The 26,517-nt window shown below is 35.0% G+C and carries 25 protein-coding genes; 10 read left to right on the top strand and 15 right to left on the bottom strand.

Annotated features, from left to right (window positions below; all coding sequences use genetic code 11):
- Positions 1–112: 112 nt before the first annotated feature.
- Both NSQ08_RS00990 and nagE read right to left on the bottom strand, forming a co-directional pair.
- On the bottom strand, positions 113–1,363 hold the full coding sequence (locus NSQ08_RS00990; protein ID WP_340770521.1) for a serine hydrolase domain-containing protein: 1,251 nt from the start codon (positions 1,361–1,363) through the stop codon (positions 113–115).
- Positions 1,364–1,627: 264 nt separating this feature from the next.
- Entirely contained in the window at positions 1,628–3,130 is a 1,503-nt protein-coding gene (nagE, locus tag NSQ08_RS00985) for an N-acetylglucosamine-specific PTS transporter subunit IIBC (RefSeq protein ID WP_340770518.1), read from the bottom strand.
- Between the two features lie 324 nt (positions 3,131–3,454).
- Between nagE and glsA the strand changes: the two genes are divergently transcribed.
- Complete coding sequence (gene glsA, locus NSQ08_RS00980) at positions 3,455–4,384, top strand: glutaminase A (RefSeq protein ID WP_002029606.1); 930 nt, start codon at positions 3,455–3,457, stop codon at positions 4,382–4,384.
- A 175-nt stretch (positions 4,385–4,559) separates the two neighbouring features.
- On the top strand, positions 4,560–4,904 hold the full coding sequence (locus NSQ08_RS00975) for a DUF3969 family protein (RefSeq protein ID WP_002125038.1): 345 nt from the start codon (positions 4,560–4,562) through the stop codon (positions 4,902–4,904).
- A 162-nt stretch (positions 4,905–5,066) separates the two neighbouring features.
- Here the strand turns inward: NSQ08_RS00975 and ytaF are convergent, their stop codons facing one another.
- The gene (ytaF, locus tag NSQ08_RS00970; protein ID WP_002029603.1) at positions 5,067–5,678 is read right to left on the bottom strand and encodes a sporulation membrane protein YtaF; all 612 of its coding nucleotides are present in this window, start codon (positions 5,676–5,678) and stop codon (positions 5,067–5,069) included.
- A gap of 137 nt (positions 5,679–5,815) precedes the next feature.
- Here ytaF and NSQ08_RS00965 point away from each other — a divergent pair, with 137 nt between their 5' ends.
- Positions 5,816–6,469: a helix-turn-helix domain-containing protein gene (locus NSQ08_RS00965; protein WP_002029602.1), complete on the top strand. Its 654-nt coding sequence runs from the start codon at positions 5,816–5,818 to the stop codon at positions 6,467–6,469.
- 97 nt (positions 6,470–6,566) lie between these two features.
- Here NSQ08_RS00965 and NSQ08_RS00960 read toward each other — a convergent pair whose 3' ends face one another.
- The 3 genes from NSQ08_RS00960 to NSQ08_RS00950 form a co-directional block, all read right to left on the bottom strand.
- Positions 6,567–7,889: an acetylornithine deacetylase gene (locus tag NSQ08_RS00960; protein WP_080019742.1), complete on the bottom strand. Its 1,323-nt coding sequence runs from the start codon at positions 7,887–7,889 to the stop codon at positions 6,567–6,569.
- Between the two features lie 47 nt (positions 7,890–7,936).
- A complete protein-coding gene (locus NSQ08_RS00955) occupies positions 7,937–9,358 on the bottom strand; it encodes an amino acid permease (RefSeq protein ID WP_033708760.1) in 1,422 nt (473 codons plus the stop codon).
- Between the two features lie 105 nt (positions 9,359–9,463).
- Complete coding sequence (locus NSQ08_RS00950; protein ID WP_340770497.1) at positions 9,464–9,718, bottom strand: biotin/lipoyl-containing protein; 255 nt, start codon at positions 9,716–9,718, stop codon at positions 9,464–9,466.
- 301 nt (positions 9,719–10,019) lie between these two features.
- Here NSQ08_RS00950 and NSQ08_RS00945 point away from each other — a divergent pair, with 301 nt between their 5' ends.
- Both NSQ08_RS00945 and NSQ08_RS00940 read left to right on the top strand, forming a co-directional pair.
- Complete coding sequence (locus NSQ08_RS00945) at positions 10,020–11,423, top strand: sigma-54 interaction domain-containing protein (RefSeq protein ID WP_340770493.1); 1,404 nt, start codon at positions 10,020–10,022, stop codon at positions 11,421–11,423.
- Between the two features lie 81 nt (positions 11,424–11,504).
- Complete coding sequence (locus NSQ08_RS00940) at positions 11,505–11,702, top strand: hypothetical protein (protein ID WP_002140273.1); 198 nt, start codon at positions 11,505–11,507, stop codon at positions 11,700–11,702.
- 52 nt (positions 11,703–11,754) lie between these two features.
- Here NSQ08_RS00940 and truA read toward each other — a convergent pair whose 3' ends face one another.
- From truA to NSQ08_RS00910, 6 genes are all read right to left on the bottom strand, one after another.
- Complete coding sequence (gene truA / locus NSQ08_RS00935) at positions 11,755–12,492, bottom strand: tRNA pseudouridine(38-40) synthase TruA (protein ID WP_002125027.1); 738 nt, start codon at positions 12,490–12,492, stop codon at positions 11,755–11,757.
- 83 nt (positions 12,493–12,575) lie between these two features.
- Positions 12,576–13,955 carry a 23S rRNA (uracil(1939)-C(5))-methyltransferase RlmD gene (gene rlmD / locus NSQ08_RS00930; RefSeq protein ID WP_002029595.1) on the bottom strand — a complete coding sequence of 460 codons (1,380 nt, stop codon included), beginning with the start codon at positions 13,953–13,955 and terminating at the stop codon, positions 12,576–12,578.
- A gap of 10 nt (positions 13,956–13,965) precedes the next feature.
- Positions 13,966–14,829 (bottom strand): DNA-3-methyladenine glycosylase family protein, encoded by an 864-nt coding sequence (locus tag NSQ08_RS00925; protein ID WP_340770484.1) that lies wholly within the window; start codon positions 14,827–14,829, stop codon positions 13,966–13,968.
- Between the two features lie 59 nt (positions 14,830–14,888).
- On the bottom strand, positions 14,889–15,671 hold the full coding sequence (pdaA, locus tag NSQ08_RS00920) for a delta-lactam-biosynthetic de-N-acetylase (protein ID WP_002029593.1): 783 nt from the start codon (positions 15,669–15,671) through the stop codon (positions 14,889–14,891).
- A 126-nt stretch (positions 15,672–15,797) separates the two neighbouring features.
- Positions 15,798–17,321, bottom strand: a complete 1,524-nt coding sequence (gene fumA, locus NSQ08_RS00915) for a class I fumarate hydratase (protein WP_340770477.1) — start codon at positions 17,319–17,321, stop codon at positions 15,798–15,800.
- Positions 17,322–17,527: 206 nt separating this feature from the next.
- Entirely contained in the window at positions 17,528–17,710 is a 183-nt protein-coding gene (locus tag NSQ08_RS00910; protein ID WP_002010264.1) for an SE1561 family protein, read from the bottom strand.
- Between the two features lie 213 nt (positions 17,711–17,923).
- On the opposite strand from NSQ08_RS00910, the gene yfkAB reads away from it, so the two are divergent.
- On the top strand, positions 17,924–19,051 hold the full coding sequence (yfkAB, locus tag NSQ08_RS00905) for a radical SAM/CxCxxxxC motif protein YfkAB (RefSeq protein ID WP_002125019.1): 1,128 nt from the start codon (positions 17,924–17,926) through the stop codon (positions 19,049–19,051).
- Between the two features lie 192 nt (positions 19,052–19,243).
- On the opposite strand, the gene NSQ08_RS00900 is transcribed toward yfkAB, so the two are convergent.
- On the bottom strand, positions 19,244–20,041 hold the full coding sequence (locus tag NSQ08_RS00900) for a YfkD famly protein (protein ID WP_002125017.1): 798 nt from the start codon (positions 20,039–20,041) through the stop codon (positions 19,244–19,246).
- Positions 20,042–20,122: 81 nt separating this feature from the next.
- Entirely contained in the window at positions 20,123–21,178 is a 1,056-nt protein-coding gene (gene cax / locus NSQ08_RS00895; protein ID WP_012260267.1) for a calcium/proton exchanger, read from the bottom strand.
- Between the two features lie 179 nt (positions 21,179–21,357).
- Between cax and NSQ08_RS00890 the strand changes: the two genes are divergently transcribed.
- The 3 genes from NSQ08_RS00890 (at position 21,358) to NSQ08_RS00880 (ending at position 22,613) form a co-directional block, all read left to right on the top strand.
- Positions 21,358–21,774 carry a pyridoxamine 5'-phosphate oxidase family protein gene (locus NSQ08_RS00890; RefSeq protein ID WP_340770467.1) on the top strand — a complete coding sequence of 139 codons (417 nt, stop codon included), beginning with the start codon at positions 21,358–21,360 and terminating at the stop codon, positions 21,772–21,774.
- Positions 21,775–21,930: 156 nt separating this feature from the next.
- Entirely contained in the window at positions 21,931–22,077 is a 147-nt protein-coding gene (locus NSQ08_RS00885) for a BH0509 family protein (RefSeq protein ID WP_000817786.1), read from the top strand.
- A gap of 107 nt (positions 22,078–22,184) precedes the next feature.
- Positions 22,185–22,613 carry an EamA family transporter gene (locus NSQ08_RS00880; RefSeq protein ID WP_002029573.1) on the top strand — a complete coding sequence of 143 codons (429 nt, stop codon included), beginning with the start codon at positions 22,185–22,187 and terminating at the stop codon, positions 22,611–22,613.
- A gap of 14 nt (positions 22,614–22,627) precedes the next feature.
- On the opposite strand, the gene NSQ08_RS00875 is transcribed toward NSQ08_RS00880, so the two are convergent.
- A complete protein-coding gene (locus tag NSQ08_RS00875; RefSeq protein WP_002029574.1) occupies positions 22,628–23,221 on the bottom strand; it encodes a DedA family protein in 594 nt (197 codons plus the stop codon).
- A 476-nt stretch (positions 23,222–23,697) separates the two neighbouring features.
- On the opposite strand from NSQ08_RS00875, the gene NSQ08_RS00870 reads away from it, so the two are divergent.
- Positions 23,698–26,481 (top strand): tetratricopeptide repeat protein, encoded by a 2,784-nt coding sequence (locus NSQ08_RS00870; RefSeq protein WP_215590645.1) that lies wholly within the window; start codon positions 23,698–23,700, stop codon positions 26,479–26,481.
- Positions 26,482–26,517: the final 36 nt, after the last annotated feature.

Here is a 26,517-nt window from a genome sequence, read left to right as displayed (position 1 = left end):
GCGTGCATGATGCTTATGTATACTCATAAACCTCCCATTTTCCATTTATTTCATCATCGAACCGCACATATATTTCCTCAATACAAAAAAGACTATCCAAAAGGATAGCCTCTTACACTTCAATATTCCGCAACATCGTATAAATGTCGTTATTCACTTTACCAAATGATTTAATGTTATTTTGAATGTTAGATAATAAAACCACATATACACTACCATTTTTACTAAAACCATTTAAGCAATTCCAACCTGGCATTACACCGTGATTTGAATAGCTTCCTGGATCTACATACCAGCCAAATCCGTAATCCTTTTTCACAGCTGTAAACATTTGATCATAACTCTCTTTTGAAATTAATTTTCCTGAAAAGAGTGCTTCATTAAATAAATATAAATCATGCGCGCTCGTATATATATCACCACAACCATATAGTTGTGACATGCTCGGAATATTAGGTGTTGTCATATTGTTATTCACTATTTTATAACCCGTTGATGGGAATCTTGTTTGTTCCAACGCTGTACCGAAACCAGATTGTTTCATACCCGCAGTCGCAAAAATATGTTGTTTTATATATTCTTCGAGCGACTGTCCACTTACCTTCTCAGCAATGTAAGCAAGTATAGAGTAGTTCGAATCGGAATACTTCCATTTCTCTCCTGGACTCCCGATACGCTTTTGATTTCCTATCCGCTTTATCAGTTCTTCACGAGAAATATCCTCTTTTCCCTGCTCATATTCCGGAATGCCTGATGTATGTGTTAATAGATGTTTTAACTGAATGCTATTACCTTGAGGAAAGTCTGGAATATACTTTGCAACTGTATCCTCTACTTGTAACTTATTTTGATCTTTGAGTTGCATAATAGCAGTCGCCACAAATGCTTTTGAAATAGAACCAATATAAAAGGTCGTCTCTGAATTATTCGGCACTTGCTTCTCTTTATTAGCCATGCCGTATCCTTTATTCACAAGAACTTTCCCATTTTTCACAATAACAGCTGTCCCACTAAATCCCATGCTCTGTAAATATTGATCCAATTGAGCGTTTTCATTAATTTCTTGAGGCGGTCCCTCAGCAGGTTTCTCTATAACTTGCGCCTGTTTTATCTGTTCTTCCTGTTCTTTTTGTTTTCTTTGTTTTTCAGCTTCTTGCCTTTTCACTTCTTCTATCTTTTTTATCTCTTCTCGCTTCTTCATTTCTGCTGCTGCTTTTAAAGTTTCTTCTTTTTTATTATGCGCAACAATTTTTGTATACATGAAATATACAAGTGAAAATAGTAGGACGAGAATGATTATTCTTTTTATATATACAATCGGACGACGTACTTTCCCATTAACAGTATTTTTTTCCTGATCCATGATTACCTTTTTCCCCTTATTTACCGATAATTTAATTCATCTACACAAGACTTTCTCCAAATCATTTCAGTAGATTATAGACATTCCATTCTATGTCATCCCTACTTTATCATGCGCTGAACATATTACCAACCTATATGTATAAAAAAGAAAAAGAAAATTTACAAAAGTAAGATTCCCTTTAAAATTTCAACATAATAAAAGAGGATATCCTGTAAAAGACTGGTGTTATCAGTCTTTTTGGATATCCTCTTATCTAACTATTTATACGTGTTTTTTCATATCATCGGCAACAGATTCAACATTTGTACCTACGATAACTTGTACACTTGTGTTACTTAATTTCATAACGCCTTTTGCACCTGCGCGTTTTAATGCTGGTTCATTTACTAAACCTGCATCTTTCACTTGTAAGCGTAAACGCGTTGCACAGTTATCAATAACTGTTAAGTTTTCTTTTCCGCCTAAAGCTGCTACGTAAGTTTCACCAATTGAACCTGCAACTGGTGCATCACCCTCTTCAGCTAACTCATCGTCATCTTCACGACCAGGAGTTTTCAAGTCGAACTTCTTAATTAAGAAGTAGAATACTACGAAGTAAATTGCTGCGTAAATTAAACCGATTCCTGCTAGTAACACTGGTTTTGTTGCAATACCAAAGTTTAAGAAGTAATCAATTGCACCGGCACTAAATGTGAAACCATCGTGAATGCCAAGTGATGTTGTTACGAATAAAGATATACCTGTTAACACGGCATGAATACCATATAATAATGGTGATAAGAACATGAATGAGAATTCAATAGGTTCTGTAATACCAGTTAAGAATGAAGTTAATGCTAGGCCACCTAACATACCTGTAACCATTTTACGTTTTTCTGGTTTAGCAGCTGCAATCATTGCAAAACATGCTGCTGGTAAACCGAACATCATAACTGGGAAGAAACCAGTCATAAACATACCTGCTGTTTTATCCCCTGCAAGGAAGCGAGCGATATCACCATTTACAACATTACCTGCTGCATTTGTAAAGTCACCAAATACGAACCAGAAATATGTGTTCATTACATGGTGTAAACCAATTGGGATTAATAGACGGTTTAATAAACCAAATAGACCTGAACCAACTGCACCTAAATTAACAATTCCATGAGCTAATGCATCGATACCATTTTGAATTGCTGGCCAAATTTGTGCGAATAGAATTCCTAATATTAGCATTACAACCGATGTAACAATCGGAACGAAACGTTTTCCAGCAAAGAAACCTAACCATTCTGGAAGTTTAATTTTATGGAATTTATTATAAAGGAATCCTGCTAGAACACCGACAATAATACCACCTAAAACTTTCATATCCACTTTAGTCGATAATTCGGCTGCCTTAGATACTTGTGTCATTGTATCTGCAAGCTTAGATGGATCTACATTTGCGCTATTTCCTATTAAATCTTGGACTTTACCTAATTTATCTTGTAATTCTGCAGTAGAATATCCCTTACTAAGTGCATCAATACTGTTTTTCATAACTAGATAACCAATTGCACCTGCAAGACCTGCTGCACCACTACCATCAACTGAAAGACCTATTGCAATACCAATTGCAAAAATAAGTGCTAAATTATCAAAAACCGCTGCGCCGGCCTGTGCCATAACAGGAATATCAAATACATCTGGTTGCCCTAAACGAAGCAATAATCCTGCTGCTGGTAGTACTGCGATTGGAAGCATTAACGCTTTACCAATACGTTGTAAAAACTGCAACATCTTAATTCCCCCTATCAAATTTATGAAATCGTTATCATTATAAGTACGCTTTAGAAAACGCTTTCTATTTACATAACCATAATAACATATAGTTGTATAGATGTGTAGTTTTTATTTCCGAACTTTTTATGGATAAATCTCCTATTTCCAAACTGTTATATAAAAGGGGAATTTTCCTTTTATATCACGGAATAATCGAAACTGAAGACTCACTATAGAACATTCAACTTTCGTTTTATCATTCCACTTTTTCATGTTATTATTTATTTCCGAGCATATCGGGAAAAGTAAACTTAGTTAATTCGAAATAGGAGCGTTGGTACTATGCAGTGCATTGAAACAAACAACTTACAGCAGTTGTTAGAACAAGTAAAACCATATACGAAAAAAGGAAAACTTGCTACTTATATCCCCGAACTAGGAAATGCAAATCCAAATGATCTAGGGATTGCCATTTTCCATAAAGAAACAGAATATATCCATGCTGGTAACTCACAAACACTATTTACTCTTCAAAGTATTTCTAAAGTAATTACACTTGCTCTTGCCCTTTTAGACCGTGGTGAAGAATATGTATTTTCTAAAGTTGGAATGGAACCAACTGGTGACCCATTTAATTCTATTATTAAGCTTGAAACAACAAGTTCTTCCAAGCCTCTTAATCCAATGATTAATGCGGGTGCATTAGCTATTACAAGTATGCTAGCTGGTAATGATAACGAGGAGAAGATGGAACGCATTCTTCAATTTGTGCGTGATATAACAGACAATCCTACTATTAGTTATTCTTCTAAAGTTGCCACTTCTGAATTAGAAACAGCTTACTTAAACCGTTCTCTTTGTTACTATATGAAACAAAATGGCATCATCGATAACGATATTGAAGAACTTATGGATTTATATACGCGTCAATGTGCAATTGAGGTTAACTGTATCGACCTAGCACGTATTGGTTTAATCTTTGCAATGGATGGATATGATCCTTATAAAAAGAAACAGATCATCCCTAAACATATTACGAAAATTTGTAAAACATTTATGGTTACTTGCGGGATGTATAATGAATCTGGTGAATTTGCAATTCGTGTTGGAATCCCTGCAAAAAGTGGTGTAGCGGGCGGCATTTTCGGCTGCGTAAAAGGCGAAATGGGAATCGGTATTTTCGGACCAGCTTTAGATGCAAACGGAAATAGTATCGCTGGTTTTAAAATTCTTGAATTACTTTCTGCCCAAGAAGGTTGGAGTATGTTTTAATTTAGAAGTTATCCTGCTATATTGGCAGGATTTTTTTATTTCACAAAAAATCCGTTCTACTAGGCATCAACACAATTCAAAAAAACAGTAATAAAAGTTCTCTTTATTATGCATATTTGCTCCCCCCTCCTGAATAATATAGTACAACCTAGCGCTGTATGTGGAGGTGTAAAAGATGAAACTCATATTTCAAATGGAGAAACAACCTGTTCTCGAAAAAACAATTCTTCTTTTTATATTGAGTATTGTAGAAAGTTTGAAACTAAAAGTTGTTTCACTCGATGAATCTCACCGATACATATTCAATTTAGAAGTGCTTGAACTATTAATGGATCGGAACATCGATGATCAAGTATTAGAACTTATTCATTTCGGAATGGGACTTGAAGACATTTACCATGTACTTCCCGAAGAACTTGAGCATAGTATTGAAGAACTGAAATGGCTTTGTATTCAAGTTTTAAGTGAGTACAGTATGCATGATGAAGAATGTGCACAACTAATTGAAGATATACGCTAAAAAGCACCTATACAGGTGCTTTTACTTTTTTAAACCTTTTTACACCAAAAATTTGTATAATACTTACAATCTTTCATTACCGTGAAAAGATTTCACGTCGATATATGCAATTTTTTAGTGTATTTCCAAGGAAATACTCGAATACTGTTTTCCCTATCCTTCTTACAACAATTGATCAATTCCAATAAGAATTAATAACACACCTGCAATTATAGTTGCCCATTTCCCTAAGTATTCAGCTAAAAATCTTTTACCAACATACGTAAAACCACTAATACAAATAAAACTAAAAACTCCAGAAATACATGCCGTAAGCCAAAGATTTAAATTTGTTACTCCAGCATCAAATCCACCTGCAATATTGTTTATGGACAATGCAACTCCTAAAACAATTGCTTCAGAAAAACTAATTGTTTTAGAACCATCAAAATCTGCTTTTTCTGGATTACGTAAAACCCCCATAAGTACACTACTATCTTTAGATTCTACGGTATCTTTTTGACTCAAGAAAGGCTGACATAAAATAAACACCCCGATTATTCCTAAAACGACTGCTCCAATAATGTTTGCTGTGAACTCTGAAATAAATAATGCGATCCAATTCCCAAAAAATCCAGCTAGTAAAGTAAATAAAAATCCAAAAAATGCGATGATAAAATTGTTAAGCCACGAAATTCGAATTTTACGAATGCCATATGCAATCCCAACACCTGCATTATCTAAATTAGACGCAATCCCGATTAAAAAAATTGAAAATAAACCTGCCGTACTCATCGTACAGTCACCCCTTTTCTCACTTTTCGTTGCATATTATGAAAATGTTGAGCAACTGTGCCTGTCTGTTTCATATACTTGTAATAAATGCTCAACATTTTTTCAACGATAGACAATAGAAAAGGAGTGCCTACATTATGCCCAATGGAAATCCAAATGAGCGGCTCGGTAAATTAATAAAGAAACTGTTAAAGGAGCGCGCTCTATCTATGCGCCAACTAGGAACACTTACAAATATTGATCCTGCAACAATTTCAAGAATAATTAATGGCAAACAACAACCGAAGCAAAACCATTTACAAAAATTCGCAAACTGTCTACAAGTTCCACCGCAATTATTACTTGATGAAATGTACCCTAACTCTCCACACATAAATAAGGAAAAAGCAGATATGTACACATCTCTCGATACAATTCAACAAACATTACAATCCTCTAACCTATTCGACTTCGAATACACAACAACTCGTGTAAAACAAGAACTTGAAAATTACGAGCGCTATGCTCAAACTACTGAAGGCGAAAAACGTATTCACGAGAGTTTCAAAAGTAAAATAGAACAAATTGATAGTGCTGGTCCTTTCATTGAGCAATTAACAAATATGTACCAACAATTTTGTACAGAAACCATTTCAACCGAAGAGCGTGCAATTATTGGGGGTGCCTTACTATATTTCATTTTATCAACAGACATTATCCCCGATTATCTTTTTCCAATCGGCTATTTAGATGATGCGATTGCCGTTGAATTAGCTAAAGAGAAATTAATTGAAATAAAACGAAAAACATAGAAAAATAAAGAACTATTTCAGTTGTTTATGTTCAACTCTGAAATAGTTCACTAAAAAAGCGTACAAGTACATACCTGTACAATTTCAATATACTAATCTATTTTTTTGTATGACACCATTCATATATGAACGCTGTTATTACTTTTGTAAATTCAATTAACTGCTCAACTTCAACTTTCTCATTTATTGAATGAGCTTCTTCTAATGTACCTGGTCCGTAAATAACAGCTGGAATGTTAAACTCACTAAACCATCCGCCATCAGTTACCGTTGCTGACATATCTAAAATTGCATTTTTAGATAAAATAGATTCATGTACTGAACTTAGCGTTTTGACAGCAACATGTTCGCTATCTACTTCTAAAGAAGGAAAAATTTCGCCACGATCCACAATCATCGATTCTCCGCCCCACTTAAATTGTGGTGGGTTCTCTCTTAACCATGGATCTGCTGCTGCCACTTTTCCTAAATACTCTTCTATTTCTTCTATTATTTGTTCATGCGTTTCATTTGGATAAAAATGTACGGTTATCCACAATCGGCACTCATCCGCAATAAATGCCGCATGACGTCCTCCTTCAATAACAGCTGGATTAATTGTTGTTGTTCCAGATGGATAGCCTTCATATGTTTTCATGACTGCCCAATGACGCTCTAATTCTTGTAAGCTTTGGACAATCTTCATCATTTTCTCAATCGCACTCGCTCCAAATAGACGTCCTCCAGCATGGATCATTTGTCTACGTGTTGCATCATGAAACGTTTGCGGGCTTTTCACTGTAATCCATCCAGTAATTACGCCGCCCTGCCCTTGCATATGTAAATTACTTGTATCAACTACTACTGCAAAATCAGCATCATAACCACGCTTACAACATTGAAGTGTCCCTGCTTCTCCTACTTCTTCGCCAATTACCGATTGAAAAATTAAATCTCCAGGTAATTCAATCCCCACTTCTTCTAAAAGCTGAATAGCAAATAAGGCTCCAGCTAGTCCACCTTTCATATCTGCCGCGCCTCTCCCAACTAACCAACCATCTTTTATAAACGGCTCAAACGGCTTTGTTTCCCACGGTTCGTCCTTTGATACTTCTGCAACATCTATATGTCCATTAATAATGAGACTTTTATGTGACTCACTTGCTGTCCCCTTTTTCACTCCAACAACATTCGGATCATTTGGATATACATCCCACTTATCAATACTAAAATTTCGTTTTTTTAGAAACTCCGCAACAAATTCTTGCGCCTCATTTGTATTTCTTGCTGGTGGTGCTGGTGTTTCAAAACGAATTAAAGTTTTTGTAAGTTCTAGTAGCTCCTCTTTTCGTAAATCAATCTGTTCTAATAGCTGTGAAACTTCTTGATTCATTGCTAATTCCCCTTTGCATACGTAGTATGTTTCCAAATTTATTTTCACAAAAAAAGAGACTGTTTACAATCTTACAGTCTCCAAATTAATCACTATTATAAACTTTCTAATTCGGTTGTATTTGTCTTTTCAATATGTTCTACTTTACTTCTCTTATTTCTAGTAGCACGATAAAACAGTAAACAAACAATCATAAATGGAATACCACAATATAATGCCATTCTTTGTTCTGGAATAAAAGCCATAGCTACAATTACTGTTAAATTTAATACTAAAGCAAGAATTGGAACAAATGGATACAGTGGTGTTTTAAATTTTAAGTCCTTAATATCCCCGCCTTGCTTCAAATATGTCCTTCTAGCCAATAAATTTGAAAGAGCAATAGATGCCCAAACTAATATTGCTCCGAACCCTGCAATTGAAAGAAGCCATAAATAAACTGTATCTTCCGCATAAATACCTGATAGTAATGAGAGACACCCTACAAACGTACTTACAATCAATGCATAAATAGGAACACCGTTTTTAGATAACTTACCAAAAATCGGGCTAATCATTCCTTGATTAGACATAGACCATAGCATACGGGAAGTTGCATATAATCCTGAATTCGCAACTGATAGTACAGCTGTAATAATAACAAAATTTATAATATCAGCCGCATAAGGAATACCAATTTTATCAAATACAACTACGAATGGACTTTCTATCACTCCTGCTTGCTGCCAAGGAAATAGTCCCGCAAGAATAAAAATAGATAGTACAAAGAAAATAAGTATGCGCCAAACTGTATTATTAATTGCCTTCGGGATAGTTTTCTCTGGATTTTCACTCTCACCAGCTGCAATACCAACTAGTTCTGTTCCTTGGAAGGAAAAATTAACTGCAATCATCGTAATTAAAATGGCTGATAACCCATTTGGGAACAATCCACCATAATCAGTAAAGCTAGAAAACATCGGCGCTGGTTCATTTCCTTTCATATCTAGAAAACCAAACATTGCTGCCCCGCCCAAAATGATAAATGCAATAATTGTAATTACTTTAATACTTGCAAACCAGAATTCAACCTCCGCAAAACTTCTTGAAGATAACGCATTAATAACAAAGAGCAATACGGCAAACACTACGCACCAAATCCATGATGATACATCTGGAAACCAACGTTTCATTAATATACTAACTGCAATTAATTCAATGCCTATCGTAGCCGTCCAGTTTAGCCACGACATCCATCCCACTACATAACCCGCTGCAGGTGAAATATGTTTTGTAGCATATGTTTGATACGATCCTGCATCAGGCATCGCAACCGCTAACTCTCCAAGACAGAGCATCGTTAAATACATAACAAATCCACCGACAAGATACGCTACAATCGCTCCTCCAGGTCCAGCTTCATGAATTGTATAACTGGATCCTAAAAAAAGCCCAGTACCAATAACCCCTCCGAGTGCAATCATAAATATGTGCCGACTTTTCAATTCTCTTTTTAATCCCTGGTTTTGATCCATCATATAAATCCCCCCTTTTCACTTTGCAAACCCATTTAATGTAAGCGTTTTTAAAATTCTTCATAGTAAAAATAATTATTTAAAAGAGCAAAATACATATTACTACTATTAATCACTACCTGTTATTAAAAGGTCATCCCTCACTGTTATTAATAGTTTTTGATCAGCGATAGCTTGTCCTTCTACCACTTCTAATGATTCGATATAACCACTGATTCCCACTTTAATTTCCACCTGCTGCTTATCTATTGTTTCAATTAACGCTAATTTTTCCCACTCATATACGTAAGAACTTTCAGTAACAAATAATTTCTCTACTTTCCCGTAACAAGGACTATACACGCGTTCTATAACCGTCTTCACTTTATAAATTCCTCCCTCTTATTAATTGAAACTGAAACGTTGCATACACTATAAAGATTCATAATCCCCCTACTCTTTAAATTTAGAGATCTTAACTACTATTCATGCAAAATACGTACCAACCTCAATACCTATGTAAAATTAGGATTTCTTACGAAAAAAATCTGCATAACCGCAAAAATTTTCTATCATTTGAAAATTTTTAAGAGAAAATAGCAAAAAAATTTTGCGATTTTATAAGAATTTTAATAAAATTATAAAAAGTCAGTCTTCATAGGGTATAACGAGGAGAAGATAATACATGCATACAGAAGAAATCAATTTTAAAAAGATTATTGAAATGAATGTGCTATACGAAACTTTACTCAATGAACTAGATATTGGGATCCATATTATTAATGAGGAAAGTAAAACGATTATCTATAACCGTAAAATGATGGAAATTGAATCAATGGATCGCTTAGATGTGCTAGATAAAAATCCTTTAGAAGTATTTGCATTTGAGGAAAATAAAAATAGTACTCTTATAGAGGCTTTAAAACTTGGAAAAACAAACAAAAATATAAAACAAACGTATTTTAACAATAAAGGACAAGAGATTACGACGATTAACGATACTTTTCCTATAATAGAAAATGGAAAAATTAAAGGCGCTATTGAAATTTCAAAAGAGATTAGTCATTTAAAACAAACAATGAAAACGAACCTTTCTCGAAAACAAAATACTAAGTTTACCTTTGATCACATAATTGGTGATTCTAGAGCCATTCAATCGGTCATTACAGAAGCAAAGAGAGTAATACGTACGCCATCCTCCATACTTATAATCGGGGAAACAGGGACCGGTAAAGAGCTATTTGCGCAAAGCATCCATAATGAAAGCCAGCGTTCAACAAAACCATTTATTTCGCAAAACTGTGCCGCTATACCAGAAACCTTAATGGAAAGTTTACTATTTGGTACAAATCGAGGTGCTTTTACAGGAGCAATAGATAAACCTGGTTTATTTGAAGAGGCAAATGGGGGAACTTTGTTATTAGATGAAATCAACTCATTAAGCCCAGCACTTCAAGCTAAATTATTGCGTGCTATACAAGAGAAAACAATACGAAGAATTGGGGGGGCGCAAGAAAAAGAAATTGATGTTCGTATTATAGCAACTATTAATGAAGATCCTCTTGAAGCCATAGCACACAATCGATTAAGACAAGACTTATATTACCGATTAAGCGTTGTTACTTTATGTCTTCCACCTTTACGGGAACGAAAAGAAGATATTGCATATCTTGTTCAACACTTTATTGAAAAATACAATATCCAATTTGATCTTAGCGTAAAAGATGTAGATTTAAACGTAAATAACTTCTTCTATAAATACGATTGGCCTGGTAATGTGAGAGAACTAGAACATATAATTGAAGGCTCCATGAACTTAATAGAAGATGAAGATATCATTACAGCGTTCCATATGCCAACGCACTTTCGCGAACTAGCAAAAAAGGAACTGAATATGCAGACTCTGCTAACTAGTCACAATACTGATACGCCACAAACTTTAAAACGTATAATCGAAGAAATGGAAAAGAAATATATCCATCAAATTCTTAAAGAAAATAAAGGTAATATCTCACAAGCCGCAAAATTTTTAGGATTGAGTAGACAAAACTTACAATATCGAATTAAAAAATTGCACTTGCACATATGAAATGAATCTTTCTCCAAGTGTAAAGAAACTGGTAAAATATGTTATAATAAACGTATAATATGCTAGAAAGGGGCAATGTATATGAGTAATGATAAGAAGTTGAAGTTATTACACTACTTAGGTCTTTTCCCTACCATTCTATGTATAATGCTATTCATTGATATGAGCAGCTTTCCTCATGCAAAGCTCTTAGGCACAATTAGCGGCTCCTTTGCAGCTATTATGCTTGCTGCTTTTTGGAATTTGAAGCTACGTATGAAGAAAGAGAAATCTTCTTAATTTCAGAGTGCAAAAAAATCGAGCCTTATCAGCTCGATTTTTTTACTTATTATTAAAATTCAACATTCTCCAAATACAATCCACTCGCCTCAGCAAGACAATTAATTTGATTACGTTGTTTTTCCTCTAAAATGTTTGGAATTGCGTCCGCCTCTAATTGCCCTAATCCAACTTCAATTAATGCTCCAACAATTTTCCGCACCATGTTATGAAGGAATCCGTTACCACTTACTCTAATTTGTACAAATCCTGATTCTTCGGAAACATCAAGTGTATACACTTCTCGAACCATAGATTTTTTCTTAGACTTTGCATTTGAAAAGGCAGTGAAGTCATGTGAACCAACTAAATGTTTCGCAGCTTCTTTCATGCTTTTCACATTTAATTGTTTATTCACGTGCATGCTGTATTTACGCATAAATGGGTTCGTATGCTCTTCATTCCAAATTTTATAAAGATATGTTTTTGCTTTAGAATTGTAACGAGCATGGAAACGATCTGGTACTTCTTCTACACTCGTAATACTAATATCATTTGGTAAATATTGATTTAAATACTTTTTTACTTTATGTTCTACTAACTTCTCATCACTTTGAAAGTTAGCTACTTGATTCAAAGCGTGTACACCAGCATCCGTTCTACTACAGCCGATAATTTCAATTTCTTTTCCGACCATTTCAGATATTATACTTTCGATTTTCCCCTGAATCGTATTGTCATTATTACCAAGACGTTGCCACCCTTTATAACGCGCACCATCATATTGAATCGTCAATTTATAATTGTTCATTATATTCTCCTTACTTCCATTCGCTAAATAAAATATACCCTCACATAGCTCCTGCTTTGTGAGGGACATATCCTTATTGAATGTTACTTTCTAACAAGTTTCACTACATTTTCTACATGCGCAGTATGCGGGAACATATCAACTGGTTGTACATACTCCACTTCATAGCTCTCCATTAATGTTTCCACATCACGTGCTAATGAGGAAGGGTTACAAGACACGTAAACAACTTGTTTCGGTTTCACTTTTAAAATCGTTTCAAGTAATTTATCATCACAACCTGTACGCGGTGGGTCGACAACAATGACATCTGGACGCCAGCCTTCTTTTACCCACTTTGGTAACCATTGTTCCGCTTTACCAGCTTCATACTTTGCATTTGTGAATCCGTGGCGTTTTGCATTTTTCTTTGCATCTTCAATCGCTTCTGGAATTACATCCATACCACGTACTTCCGCTGCATCATTCGCAAGCCAAAGTCCAATCGTACCGACACCACAATACGCATCCACAATCTTCTCGTTTCCTGTTAAAGCAGCTGCTTTTTTCGCTTCATCGTATAAAACAACTGTTTGTTCTGGATTTAATTGGAAGAATGCGCGTGCTGATAATTCAAATGATAAATCACCTAGTGTTTCTTGAATTACTTCTTTTCCAGCTAATTTAAATGTTTTATCACCGAAAATAACAGATGTTTTACGCCAGTTTACGTTTTGCATAATTGATTTAACACTTGGCATTTGTTTTTGCACTTCTGCGATAAATTGATCTTTATTTGGTAATTCTTCTTTTGTTGTAATAAGTGTGACTTGCACTTCCCCTGTTTGAACTGCAGTACGTGTCACAATTGTACGTACTAAACCTTTTTGTTTTTTCTCATTGTAAATAGAAACATTTAATTTTTCTAATATACGTCTTACAACTTTTGTCGCTTCATTCGTTGCTTTATGCTGAATCATGCAATGAGAAATATCAATTAACTGATGTGAGTTTTGCTTATATAACCCTGTAATAACCTTTTCGTCTTTACGCCCCACTTGCAATTGACTTTTATTACGATAATGCCATGGATTTTCCATACCAAGCGTCGGACGAATTTTCTCTTCCAGACTGTTATTCATGTACTTCTCAAATGCTTGTACAACGATATCACGCTTTTGATTTAATTGTTCTTTATAATCTAAATGCTGCAATTGACAGCCACCACACTCCTCATATACTGAACATGGTGCTTTCACACGATGTGGTGAGGATTTACGAACTTTTTTCACTTTCGCTTCAGCGAAGCCACGCTGAATTTTCGTTGCTTCAGCAACAACTTCTTCTCCTGGTAATGCCCCTGGAATGAAAACAACTTGTCTCTTAAAATAACCAACGCCTTCTCCGTTAATCCCAAGACGTTTAATTGTCACAGGAAACGTTTGACCAACTTCCAACTTACTCTCTTGTTGCTTTTGTATCATTATTACACCTCTACTCTATACTTTTCCATAAATATAACGCTGCATAACTGCAATATGGTTCACACTCTTGTTTCACTTTTTCTAAAAATGCATCATCAGGCTTATTATCTAATTGAAATACACCTTGCACTGCGCGCTGAATTCCAATGTCTGCTTTTGGAAACATATTTTTCCGACCAAGCCCAAACATTAAAAAGTTTTGCACTGTCCATGCTCCAATACCCCTTATTGGTAACAATTGTGCCGATACTTCTTCTTCTGTTTCGTTTTGTATCCTTACTAAATCTAATTTACCGCCTACAATATGTTTTGCTAATCCTACTATATATTCGGCTTTTCGCTGACTAAACTTCTGCTCTCCCAATTCTTCTATTGAAATGTTTGCTACTCTTTCTGGTGTTGGGAAAAAGAAAACGCCGTTCTTCTCTGTCCCATATCGTTTTACAAATTGATCTGTTAGCACAGTAGCAAATTTCAAATTTATTTGTTGATGAATAATACAGCGAAGAAGACAAGCGAAATAATCAAATTCTAAAATAATTGGAGTATAAGCATATGTTTCAAATAGTGGACGTAATGATGTGTTTAAAAAATGATTTTGTATATTTTGAAACGGTTCATTCCAGTGAAAAATGGATCTCATTCGTTTCATTACTTTCTCTTGATCTCCTGCCTGACTAGAGATCCAAAACTGTGGATTTTGAACAGTACCAATCCCTTGCAAACGAACAACAATCTGTTCTTCGTCTATAAAAACCGGGACATAAATTACTTTCTCGTCTAATTGAATAACGTTTAACGGGTCGAAAGATAAACGCTTTAGTACTTCCTCAAAATGGTACGGATATTCTAACGTAACATGTTCGCTCCACATACGTTTCCCCATCCTTTTTACACATCATTATAGCATGAGAAAACCGCAAGCATACATGCTTACGGTTGATTGCTTTTTACTAAATCATCTAGGCTTTTAAAATGATACCCTTTCTCGCGCAAATCATCAATGATTTTCGCAAGTGCTTCTGCATTATCTTTTGATATTGCATGAAGTAACAAAACAGATCCTGGATGAATCATAGTCATTACATTATTATGAGCGTATTGCCATCCTCTTTGCTGATCTACTTTCCAATCAAGAAATGCAAGCGACCAAAACACGTTATAATATCCCATGTCTTTCGTAAGCGCTAGCGTTCTTTCACTAAACACGCCTCGTGGAGGGCGTACATATTTCACTTCTTTTTGCCCAGTAACTTTTTTAATCTCTTCCGTTACGCTCGTTAATTCTTCACGAAGTTTTGCATCATTTACTGTTGTAAAATCTGGATGACTCCAAGAATGATTACCAATAATATGTCCTTCATTTTTCATTCTTAATAATAAATCTTTTTGTGTTTTTATATAATGTCCCGTCACAAAGAAAGTTGCTGGTACTTTTTTCTCCTTCAGTACATCTAAAATCTTTCCTGTATATCCATTTTCGTATCCATTATCAAATGTTAAATAAATATCTTTTTTCTTCGTATCTCCTAAATAAAACCCACCATTTTTTTGTAGTAATTCTGTATATAGTTTCCCTGCATCTGGCACCGTTTCATTTTTAGGACGTGGGATTCCCCAGTTATGTGGTGTATTCGTATAAGCAAATGTTGAAACTGGAACAAGTGCCATCATAATTGAAAAAATGAGACCTATATATAACCATTTATATTTCATAAATAGTCTCCTTTCCATATATAATCGTACCTGTAGTTTCTGTTTCCCTGCTTTCTTTCATGCTGAACATGTTTTTCTATATATACCAAAAAAATGCACCTCGAATAATTCGAGATGCACTTCTCTTTACTTAAATACAGGTTCTTTAAAGCTCGCCAATTTTTCAAGTGATGTTTTATCAACATCAGCATGTAGACTTTTACCATGAGAATCCATCGTTACAACTGCTTTAAAACCATCGATACGTAAATGCCACATTGCCTCTGGGATACCGAATTGTAAGAAATCAACATCTTTCACTTCTTTAATACATTCAGCATAATATTGCGCTGCACCACCAATTGCATTTAAGTACACACCACCGTGTTCTTCTAAAGCTGCTAATGTTTTAGCACCCATACCACCTTTACCAATTACAGCACGAATACCGAACTTTTTCATAATATCGCCTTGATATGGCTCTTCACGAATACTTGTCGTTGGACCTGCCGCTTTAATTTGCCAATTATCATTTTCATCTTTCACTACAACTGGACCACAATGATAAATAATTTGTCCCTTTAAATCTACTGGACAATCGTTATCCATTAAATGTTTATGAATCGCATCACGTCCTGTATACATCATGCCGTTAATTGTAACAACATCACCAACACGAAGTTCACGAATTTGCTCTTCTGTAATTGGAGCTTGTAATACGATTTCACGCTGCTCTGCTTGTTCTTGCGCAGCATCTTGCTGAAGTGTATCTTCACCTTCCTGGTACAACCAATCCATAATTTCACCTGTTTCAGGATGAATTGTTACACCAAGACGACGATATGCCCAACAATTATACGCAACAGATACGTAGAAGCTCGCTGGCAAACGATTATATACTCCAACTTTGCAACCTAATAAAGTTGTTTCTCCGCCAAATCCCATCGTACCAATGCCAAGCTTATTCGCATTCTCTAACACGTACTCTTCAAGTTTGTGTAATTCTGGGACTGGATTTACATCATCTAATGTATGGAATAATTGATTTTTTGCTAATTCGTAACCTGATGTGCGGTCTCCCCCGATACCGACGCCGATTACTCCTGCGCTACACCCTTGACCTTGCGCTTGATATACTGCATGAAGAAGGCATTTACGAATTCCTTCTAAATCACGCCCAGCTCGTCCAAGTCCTTCTATTTCACAAGGCAGGCTATATTGAATATTTTTATTCTCACAACCGCCGCCCTTTAAAATTAAACGTGCATCAATGTAATCTTTTTCCCATTGTTCAAACTTAATAACAGGTGTACCTGGTCCTAAATTGTTTCCGCTATTGTCTCCAAAAAGAGAATCAACAGAGTTTGGACGAAGTTTACCATCTTTTGTCGCCCGCTCAAGCGCACTATAGATAGCTTCCTTCAGTTTTAATTGATTCACACCAACTGGTGTATAAATTTTAAACGTTGGCATCCCTGTATCTTGGCAAATTGGCGAGATATTATCATCTGCCATTTTAATGTTATTCGTAATTGTGCCAAGTGCCATCGCCGAACGAGTTCCTGCATTTTCTCGTTCTTTCGCTTGTTGAATTGCGCGACGAACATCTTTCGGTAAGTTCGTTGACGTTTCAACAATTAGTTGATACATGCTTTCTTGAAGCTTTTCCATTGTTACTTCCCCCTCAATTGTGAACGCTACCAAAACGTTATGAAATGAAAATTCCATTGTTATACTCTTCAGCTGTTTATTTATTTCACGCCATTAAAGGTTAAATGAAATTTTTCACAACTTGATTATACCTTTTTTTCTATATTCCTTCTATTATCCGTACAGAAAAAGGCTGCCAATTTTGTAGTGGCAGCCTTTTTAATATATTATTCGTCTTTTTTAAATTGCTCACATTTCAGTTCTAATTCATCTAACATTGCAAGAAGACGATCTACATCCTCTAATTCTACCTCTTCTGGTTCAATCGTATCAATTACTTCAATGAACATATTTAAACGTTCTTTCAAATATACTAGTTGTGAATCTTTACCTTGAATTGCTTTTCCCATGAAGGCACTCTCCTTTTAATTCGAGTTGCTTTTATTATACCGCAAAAATGATTGCTATGGGCATGTAATTTCATCAATTTCGTCACAGTAATTCATTATAATGTAAGCCCTCTCTCTTTTTTCACAAAAAAGTTTCACTTTATAAAAAGCACATATTCTTCTATTATAGAGAATGGACAAATTGTTATTTCAATAGTCAAAGGAGTATTTCATATGACGATATCACAAATAATGAAGCCGATTACTCCTTCTTACGATCCATGGGAAGCGTATATGGACCTTGAAGAGTACGGCAAACTACTATTAACAAACGTTGAGTTTACAACGACGACGTTATGCAATATGCGTTGCGAGCATTGCGCTGTTGGTTACACATTACAGCCGAAAGATCCAAACCCGCTTCCGATGGAGCTTTTATTAAAACGATTAGATGAGATTCCTCATTTACGTTCTTTAAGTATTACAGGCGGAGAACCTATGCTTTCAAAAAAATCCGTCGACAACTATGTAACACCACTCTTAAAATACGCCCATGAACGAGGCGTTCGCACTCAAATCAACTCAAACTTAACTATAGATTTAGCACGTTACGAACAAATTATTCCCTACTTAGATGTATTGCACATTTCACATAATTGGGGAACAATCGATGACTTCGTTGAAGGCGGATTTGCAATGATGGAGCGTAAGCCTACTTATGAACAGCGCGCTAAATTATTTGAAAGAATGATTACAAATAGTAAAGCCCTATCAGAGGCAGGTGTACTCGTATCAGCCGAAACTATGTTAAACAAACGAACTCTACCACATATTGAACATATTCACCGTCAAATCGTTGAAGAAATGGGCTGTAAACGTCATGAAGTTCACCCGATGTATCCGAGTGACTTCGCTAGCACACTTGAAATTTTAACAAAAGAAGAAATTCGAAATGCAGTTGAACATTTATTAGAGATCCGTGATGAAAATGTGTGGATGTTATTCGGAACATTACCTTTCTATGCATGTAGTGATAATGAACACGATTTAGCTACACTAAAGAAATTACATGAAAGTAAAAATGTAACTGTCCGCAATGATCCAGATGGTCGTTCTCGTTTGAACGTAAATATTTTTGATGGAAATATTATCGTGACCGACTTCGGTGATGTCCCGCTTCTAGGTAATGTACAAACAAATACACTACAAGAAGCTTACGACAAATGGTGTGACTCAAAAACAGCAAAATCATTAAGTTGCCATTGTCCTGCCGTGAAATGCCTTGGACCAAATGTTCTTGTAAAAAATAGCTACTATCCAAAAGAAGATTTCTTATCAAAAACATCAAACATTATGTTATAAAGTGAAACTTTAATCAGTGGGGGTTTTGTTCATCCCCCACTGATTATTAGCCCACACCAATCGGGAGTTTACGGGCAGCAGGGCCTCCCACCTAACTTCTTTGCTCCAGCCGAATTTTGAGGTGGGAGTTTTACTGCCCGCAAATAGCGGGATAAATAAAAAACGTCAGCTTATAGGCTGACGTTTTTTATTTCATTGTGCATGCGATGAAGAAACAAATTTAAAAAATAAATGATCATGAATTGGAATAGCGGCTCCGATTCCTTGTGATGTAATATTTTTCACGACAAGCTTTTTTTGATTCCCTTTTAACACAAGGTAGACTTCTCCAAATGTTACTTTTCCTTTTTCATTTACTGCTGGTGTATACGCATATAAATATCCAAGTTGACTTGGACTAATATTATAAACACGCTCATGTCCGGTACCATAACCAATGGTTGTTTTAAATGAAAGTGGCAATTGTACTTTTTCAAGCGCTTTTAGAAGCATCATTTTTTTCACATCTGTAGTATCTTTCATATCTGCTGTTAAATCACCTTCGATTGTCTTTTGGGTTTCTTGCTTATAGCGAAGTGGGTATAAGCGATCCCCTCCGCGATTATCATATACATTTCGATTTACTTGCTTATATTCCCAATTAATCGATGTGTCTATTGACTCATAATTTAATGCCCATTGCCCTAAATAAATTTTCGCTCGGTACCCTACTGCAAGCGGTGCATTCGAAATTGTCGTTTCATTAAACATTCGAATTAAATCTGGGTTTTCAATTTTGATATTTGCTGTTTTCAATAGTTCTTGCGCAAACTTACTTGGCTGTAAACGCGGTAAATCTTGTGCATCATTTGGAAATGTATTATCCTTTGAAATATTTAAAACAGATGAAGGCATTTTTACTTCTACCGTTGTCTTTGCAAAACTACTGTTAGGAAATAATAAAATAAACGAGACCATGGTTGAAAGACATATGCTGTATACTCGTTTCACCTGTCTGGCTCCTTCCTATGTAAAGGTATATAAATTACTGTATTTAGTGTTTTCCCTCTGACGCATTGTTATCCCTATTTTTCATAATAAATAAAAACCAATTCCCATAATGACATACGCAGCTAATAAAGTGCCTCCTTCAAACCAGTTTGTATCCCCATCATTTGAAATAGCAATAGTTAAGAAAACAGCTGTAATCATGGAAACAAGCTCTGGTATTGTAAATACTAACGGCATCTTTTGTGCAAAAAACATCGAAAGAAGTACTAAAACAGGAGCAACAAACATGGCGATTTGTAATGTAGAACCTACTGCAATTTCTACTGCGATATTTACTTTATTTTTATATGCCATAATAATCGCAGATGCATGTTCTGCTGCATTACCAACAATTGCAACGATAATAACCCCTATAAATAACTCTGACCAGCCAAACGACTTTGCGACCGTTTCAAAAGTATGTACGAGTGCCTCTGACACATAAGCAACTGCAAGTGTTGCTATCGCTAAAACGAGTAGCGCTTTACCTTTCGACCACTCAGGCTCCTCCTCATGTACTTCTTCATCGCTCTTATGTTGATATACACCGCGGTGCGTAACTAACTTAAATAGCAATGCAGCAAGGTACATAATGATCATGATAATAGAAACACCAATACTTAATTGATACGTCTTTCCAGCATCCATCTTCATTGAAAAAATCTCTGGAATAACAAAGGCTACGACAACAGCAAATATTAATAAAGCTGAATTATGTCTTGCATCATAAACATTGAAACTTTGTCTTTTATACTTAAGGCCACCTATAAAGAAGGATAACCCTCCTACCAGTAATAAGTTTCCAAGTACAGAACCAGTTAAGGAAGCTAAAACAACTTCTGTTAATCCTGCCTGGAGTGCAAAAATTGAAATGATAAGTTCCACGGCATTACCGAAAGTTGCATTTAATAAACCACCTATCCGAGGCCCAGAAACAATTGCTAAACTTTCTGTCGCCCTCCCCATAAAACCAGCTAATGCAATAATAGTAATGCAGTATACAGCAAACATAATAGTTTGTGGCCAATGAAGTGTTTTTCCGATTACAGAAAGTGGTACACCTATAAGCGCTACTATGAGAAATATTTTATTAAACATGCTTTTCATCCTTCCATCGTATGTATTTCTCCTCGATATTATTATTATTCATCTCCTAACTTGTCCGATTTCATCACAATTACGTTTAAAAAATCGGATTGAAGAAAACAGTATGAAAGATATTTAAATTATCTTGTCCAGACAGAAAAAATTATGAATTATGAAAAGAGGCTAAAAATATGCACTTAAAAGAAAAAATCGCAACTATTATTCAAGGTCAACGCACTGGTGTATTATCTACTGTACGTCACGATAAGCCACATAGCGCCTTTATGATGTTTTTCCACGAAGATTTTGTACTATATGTTGCAACAGATCGAAATTCAAAAAAGATAACAGATATTGAAAAAAACCCCAATGTACATCTACTACTTGGACGTGAAGGAAAGAAATTAGATGAGGATTACATTGAAGTTGAAGGCATAGCTTCCATCGAAGAAGATCAAACATTAAAAAACAAATTTTGGACTAATAGCTTAAAACGCTGGTTACTCGGTGCGGAAGACCCTAATTACGTACTAATAAAAATCAATCCCGATACAATTTATTACATCGATAGTGCTGGTACGACCGAGCCCGAGTTTTTACGACTATAAAATAAAAACAAGCCCCCCTTAGGTGGGCTTGTTTTGTCGAAAGGTTCTTCTGAAAAAAACAATAAAATAGGTGGAACTTTCTAAAGATTCTGTTATATAATAGCAGTAACTTAAATAAACTGTATTAAAACAGATTGAGGGGAGAAATTAAAATTGATGAAAAGAGAAGAACGAAAAAACATGATTGAGTTTATTGAAAAGAAAAAAGGGATTGAACGTGACGAATTATTATTTATGACGGATGATGAAGTAGAGCATATTTATAATGTAACGTACTTTTTATATGAAGAAATAGCAGAGTAGTATAATAAACCCCCACCTTATTAAAAATATAGGGCGGGGGTTTATTTCGTTTTTATACATGAGAATGATTTTCATGTATAATAATGTAAGATTGGAGGAGTTTCACTATGAGTTCATGGCTATTATTCGCACTATTATCAGCAATTGCTGCTGCCCTCGTATCTATTTTCGGAAAGATTGGCTTAGATGGAATCGATGCCAACGTCGCAACAACGGTTCGCTCTATTATTATGGCATTATTTATGGTAGGAGTTATTATTATACAAGGTAAATTTCAAAATATCGGTGATGTCCTCCTAAATAAAAAAGCACTGCTATTTATCACATTAAGTGGAATCGCTGGTGCTTCGTCATGGCTATTTTATTTTCTTGCGTTAAAAACAGGAAAAGTTTCACAAGTAGCACCTATCGATAAATTAAGTGTAGTATTTTCCATTATTCTCGCGATGATTATATTAGGTGAAAAGTTAAACTTTATGACCGGTATTGGTGTAGTCTTTATTACAGCTGGTGTATTATTTATCGCTTTCAGCTAAAAAAACCGCTATTATTAGCGGTTTTTTCTTTTCCTTATGTAAATCCACACAATCAATATTACAATTGCCGAAACTAATAAAATCCATATTCCATAATGATGTAAACTATATTCAACAAAGCGCCACTTCTCTCCCAGTTTCCAACCTAAGCCAATAAAAACACTTATCCAAATTAGTGCACCACCGTAAGCATACAAACAAAATCGCCACAATGTTAAATTTGAAACTCCAGCAAAATATGCTGTTAAATGACGTACTCCCGGTATAAAGTAGCCAATCATTAAAAGAAATGGACCGTATTTTTCAAATAAAATATGTGTTTTTTCAATATGATGTTCCTTAATTCTAACTTTCGGACCATATTTTTTTAAAACAGGGAGCCCAAGTTTTAAACCTAATATGTAACTTAATGTAATGCCCAGCATTGCACCTGCCATTCCACTTAAAAAAGCAGCTGTTCCTGACATAACTCCTTTTGAAATGTTATATCCAATAAAAGTCAATAAAAACTCATCCGGTATAGGTAATCCAACAATCCCGCCAGCTAAAGCTATAATAATTCCAAAATATCCATAATGTGCGATTAACTCGCCAATATGTTGTTCCATTCGGAAGACACATCCTATACACGATCGTTATCCCATATTGTGCCCATTCTATCTTTAAGACAAACATGGTATACATATTCACTATACATTGTTTTTATAATGAACTCTACTTCTATTCCATTCCTTAAATAGAGATTTAATCAGTGGTTTTTTATCCATTCCCACTGATTATTAGCCTGAACCAATCGGGATTTTACGGGCAGCAGGGCTCCCACTTAAATTCCTTGCATTCGCTCAATTTTGGAGTAGGAGTCTTACTGCCTATAAATAGCGAGATAAAAAAATAAAAATTCATAGGCTTATTTTTTTGTTACAATAAAGGGAAGTTACTTTTTGCAACGGTTTAACTCTCAAGAAAAATGATATATCTAGCAAAAACATAGTTTGGTCTATATAATGCAACTTCTACCTATTAGAGTAACATGCACCCTTTTACATACAACATCATTTTTCTAAATTATACAGGGGGAACGAACATGACCATTGAAAAACAATTTATCCAAAAGATTTACTATAAAACATTTTTAACAGAAGACTCTTCCATTCCGGTAGCGGAAGTACTCGGTGAAGCATATATAAATGAATCAAAAAATGAATTCTCCAATATATCTAATATTCGCTTTGCACAAGGTGAAGTTTATTTTCAAACTAACGACTTTGAAGCCGCTATATTCAAATGGGAGAAAGTAAATAATGAACTTGCTCTCTGGGCTATGAAGAATATTGCAGATGCTTATTTCGAATTAGATTTCTTGCCAAAAGCAGAAGAAATTTATACATCTATCCAAACAGAAGATACAACTCTTACAATGGAAGTTTCCCTACAACTTCTTTCCCTTTATATAGAGCAAAATCGTTTAGGACTAGCATTTAAGACGATTAGCGAGGCTGTTGCATTTCAACCAGACTATCCAAATATTACTGCAATCGCTCGATCGTTCTATGAAAAACAAGAAGATTGGAATAATGCTATTGAACTCGCTGTTCAAGAAGGAATTCGAACAAAATCATTACACTGGTTCGATACTTTAATCAATTATGTGAACAGAGGCTTTACTAAAAAAATTAAACCTGAGTATTTCTATGAATCTTTAAAAGCCTTATATACAATTGATCAAGTTCAATTTAAAGAGCTTGTTATCTCACTTTGGAACAGCTATGAAAATGAATTATTCCATCTCCCTTGGATTCAAACAATAAATCACCTATTCTTACATGTTGAAGTAGATGCTCATGACGATTGGAATGAAATTTCTACTCGCTATCAAGAGACGTACTTCGAATTGATTACTGGACAACATTTCATGCACGAATTACAAGGACTTGTACCAGATTTATTAACAAATTGGTTTAGTTTAATGAGAGCGGAAGATTCTTTACTTGTCTCCGCAGCAGTATTAGCATGGAATGAAGTTTCACCGACAACTCTAGAATCATTACTCGTAAAAAGCGCAGGTGCCTTACTTTCAAGTGCATCAGCTCATGCAAATGTTGATATGGCAGACGTATCAGCATTATTTGAAACGATTGCTGTATGGGCTGAGAAGAATGATGTAGATTTAGGTCATCAATTCACACTACTTGTTCGTGAGTTATACGATTTAACTGTTACACAACTTCTAGTAGCAGGCGCTAGCGATTATGATAAATCAGCCTTTATTAACTCTATACTAGGAGAAAATATATTAAATGAGGCTATAACAACTTCAATTACATTTAAAGATGATAGTCAAACTGAAATAACTGAGCTTACAGAACTAGATATACGAAATATACCAAACTTTGACGAACTTCATAACATACTAGCGGTACCTTCTCAGTCAAAACTAGAAAGAAAATGTATTGAAGTTAAATTACCAAGTAGATTTTTACGAAAAAATAAGTTTTCATTCCTTGTCACACCTACTGTGCATGGACAACTTGACAAAAACAGCTCTCACTTTGAATACTTACAGGCAGCAGATAGTCTCATCTATGTCCTAAATTCAGCTTCACCATTACATGATGAAGAACTCGATACATTATTATATATTCGTGAGCAAGTACCAAATTTACAAATTAAATTCGTCTTACAAACAATTGATACGAATACTAGTGAAAATATCACGAACAGCATTAAAAAGAAAATACTCGTACATTTCCCAGAAGCACACTTTTTCCCTTACTCTCCTTCACAAGAGAGTAGTGAACAGCTAGGTAACGTAACAGACTCTATTCTTTCTAACCTTACTAAGCGTAACGTGGAAAAAGAACGCATTGAAAAATTATTATGGTTTATCCAAAAAACAATTGCATACCTTGTAAATGAACGTGTGGAATTAGAAAATACGTTAGTGAAATCCGTTCGCTGGAATAAACATATTTTAGTAAAACTTGATGGTTTTATTAATAATCTTACTGCCATTCAAAAAGATAAAATTCGTTCTATTACAGAATCTTATCTCTTAACGAAAGAAGAGATTACGCAGGATATACATTCTCAAATTCCTGAATTGTTGCAGAGTTGCTCTGACCTCGTTCAAGAAGATAGTGATTTCAAACTGGTCCATGAAGAACTAAATGTAGCAATGAATGAAAGAATTCAAAAACATGTACAGCAAGTGCTTCTTCCTAAATTTACTGGGTCTATTCAAGAATGGATTGAAACTGCTCATAATGAATTCATTCAAGCTCAGGCTTATTTAGATGAAATGAGCGATACCTTTAATAAGCTCTATGAGGAAGAGCGTATTAAACTTCCTTGTGATTTCAAATTACTAGATGACTGGGATAGAGATGTTGCAAGAATGACGAATAGAATTACAGTAGCTAACATCAATATTTTATTACGCTTTACACCGACACAATTTTTCTTAAAGAGTGCAGGGAAATTATTCGGTAATATGCAAAAAAATCAATCTATGCTATCAAATAAATATAAACAATATATTGAAACAGAAGATTATACAGAAGTTGCTCAGATGATTTCAAAACAATTCTTCCTTCAATTTGAAGTATTTGAAGGTGCGCTAGAACGGGATATCATGATGTTCTTTAAAGACCCTCTTAGCATATTGAAACAAACCGTAGAAGCGGCCCAACTTGAAATACAAGAAGATGAGCAAACATTAACAAAGCTAAGAACAAACCCAGAAACTTATCATGATCCTTTAACACTCTTTAAATTGCAATTGTTACAACGAAAATTCATGTTAAATATCGACCAAAATAATGAACATATTGCTTCACAAGCAACAATAAATAAAACACCGACTGTTTAAATAAGAAAAACCAAGCAACTAATTCGCTTGGTTTTT

Origin of the sequence: Bacillus sp. FSL E2-8887 (assembly GCF_038007205.1) — a bacterium.
Lineage (GTDB): Bacteria > Bacillota > Bacilli > Bacillales > Bacillaceae_G > Bacillus_A > Bacillus_A mycoides.
The sequence above is the reverse complement of the archived record's forward strand: the minus strand, read 5'-3'. Positions and strand labels throughout refer to the sequence as shown.

Excerpts from the sequence above, each read along its gene's own strand:
- NSQ08_RS00990 (WP_340770521.1), bottom strand. The coding sequence starts at position 1,363 with ATGGATCAGGAAAAAAATACTGTTAATGGGAAAGTACGTCGTCCGATT.
- nagE (WP_340770518.1), bottom strand. The coding sequence starts at position 3,130 with ATGTTGCAGTTTTTACAACGTATTGGTAAAGCGTTAATGCTTCCAATC.
- glsA (WP_002029606.1), top strand. The coding sequence starts at position 3,455 with ATGCAGTGCATTGAAACAAACAACTTACAGCAGTTGTTAGAACAAGTA.
- NSQ08_RS00975 (WP_002125038.1), top strand. The coding sequence starts at position 4,560 with ATGAAACTCATATTTCAAATGGAGAAACAACCTGTTCTCGAAAAAACA.
- ytaF (WP_002029603.1), bottom strand. The coding sequence starts at position 5,678 with ATGAGTACGGCAGGTTTATTTTCAATTTTTTTAATCGGGATTGCGTCT.
- NSQ08_RS00965 (WP_002029602.1), top strand. The coding sequence starts at position 5,816 with ATGCCCAATGGAAATCCAAATGAGCGGCTCGGTAAATTAATAAAGAAA.
- NSQ08_RS00955 (WP_033708760.1), bottom strand. The coding sequence starts at position 9,358 with ATGATGGATCAAAACCAGGGATTAAAAAGAGAATTGAAAAGTCGGCAC.
- NSQ08_RS00945 (WP_340770493.1), top strand. The coding sequence starts at position 10,020 with ATGCATACAGAAGAAATCAATTTTAAAAAGATTATTGAAATGAATGTG.
- NSQ08_RS00940 (WP_002140273.1), top strand. The coding sequence starts at position 11,505 with ATGAGTAATGATAAGAAGTTGAAGTTATTACACTACTTAGGTCTTTTC.
- truA (WP_002125027.1), bottom strand. The coding sequence starts at position 12,492 with ATGAACAATTATAAATTGACGATTCAATATGATGGTGCGCGTTATAAA.
- rlmD (WP_002029595.1), bottom strand. The coding sequence starts at position 13,955 with ATGATACAAAAGCAACAAGAGAGTAAGTTGGAAGTTGGTCAAACGTTT.
- NSQ08_RS00925 (WP_340770484.1), bottom strand. The coding sequence starts at position 14,829 with ATGTGGAGCGAACATGTTACGTTAGAATATCCGTACCATTTTGAGGAA.
- pdaA (WP_002029593.1), bottom strand. The coding sequence starts at position 15,671 with ATGAAATATAAATGGTTATATATAGGTCTCATTTTTTCAATTATGATG.
- fumA (WP_340770477.1), bottom strand. The coding sequence starts at position 17,321 with ATGGAAAAGCTTCAAGAAAGCATGTATCAACTAATTGTTGAAACGTCA.
- NSQ08_RS00910 (WP_002010264.1), bottom strand. The coding sequence starts at position 17,710 with ATGGGAAAAGCAATTCAAGGTAAAGATTCACAACTAGTATATTTGAAA.
- yfkAB (WP_002125019.1), top strand. The coding sequence starts at position 17,924 with ATGACGATATCACAAATAATGAAGCCGATTACTCCTTCTTACGATCCA.
- cax (WP_012260267.1), bottom strand. The coding sequence starts at position 21,178 with ATGTTTAATAAAATATTTCTCATAGTAGCGCTTATAGGTGTACCACTT.
- NSQ08_RS00890 (WP_340770467.1), top strand. The coding sequence starts at position 21,358 with ATGCACTTAAAAGAAAAAATCGCAACTATTATTCAAGGTCAACGCACT.
- NSQ08_RS00885 (WP_000817786.1), top strand. The coding sequence starts at position 21,931 with ATGAAAAGAGAAGAACGAAAAAACATGATTGAGTTTATTGAAAAGAAA.
- NSQ08_RS00880 (WP_002029573.1), top strand. The coding sequence starts at position 22,185 with ATGAGTTCATGGCTATTATTCGCACTATTATCAGCAATTGCTGCTGCC.
- NSQ08_RS00875 (WP_002029574.1), bottom strand. The coding sequence starts at position 23,221 with ATGGAACAACATATTGGCGAGTTAATCGCACATTATGGATATTTTGGA.
- NSQ08_RS00870 (WP_215590645.1), top strand. The coding sequence starts at position 23,698 with ATGACCATTGAAAAACAATTTATCCAAAAGATTTACTATAAAACATTT.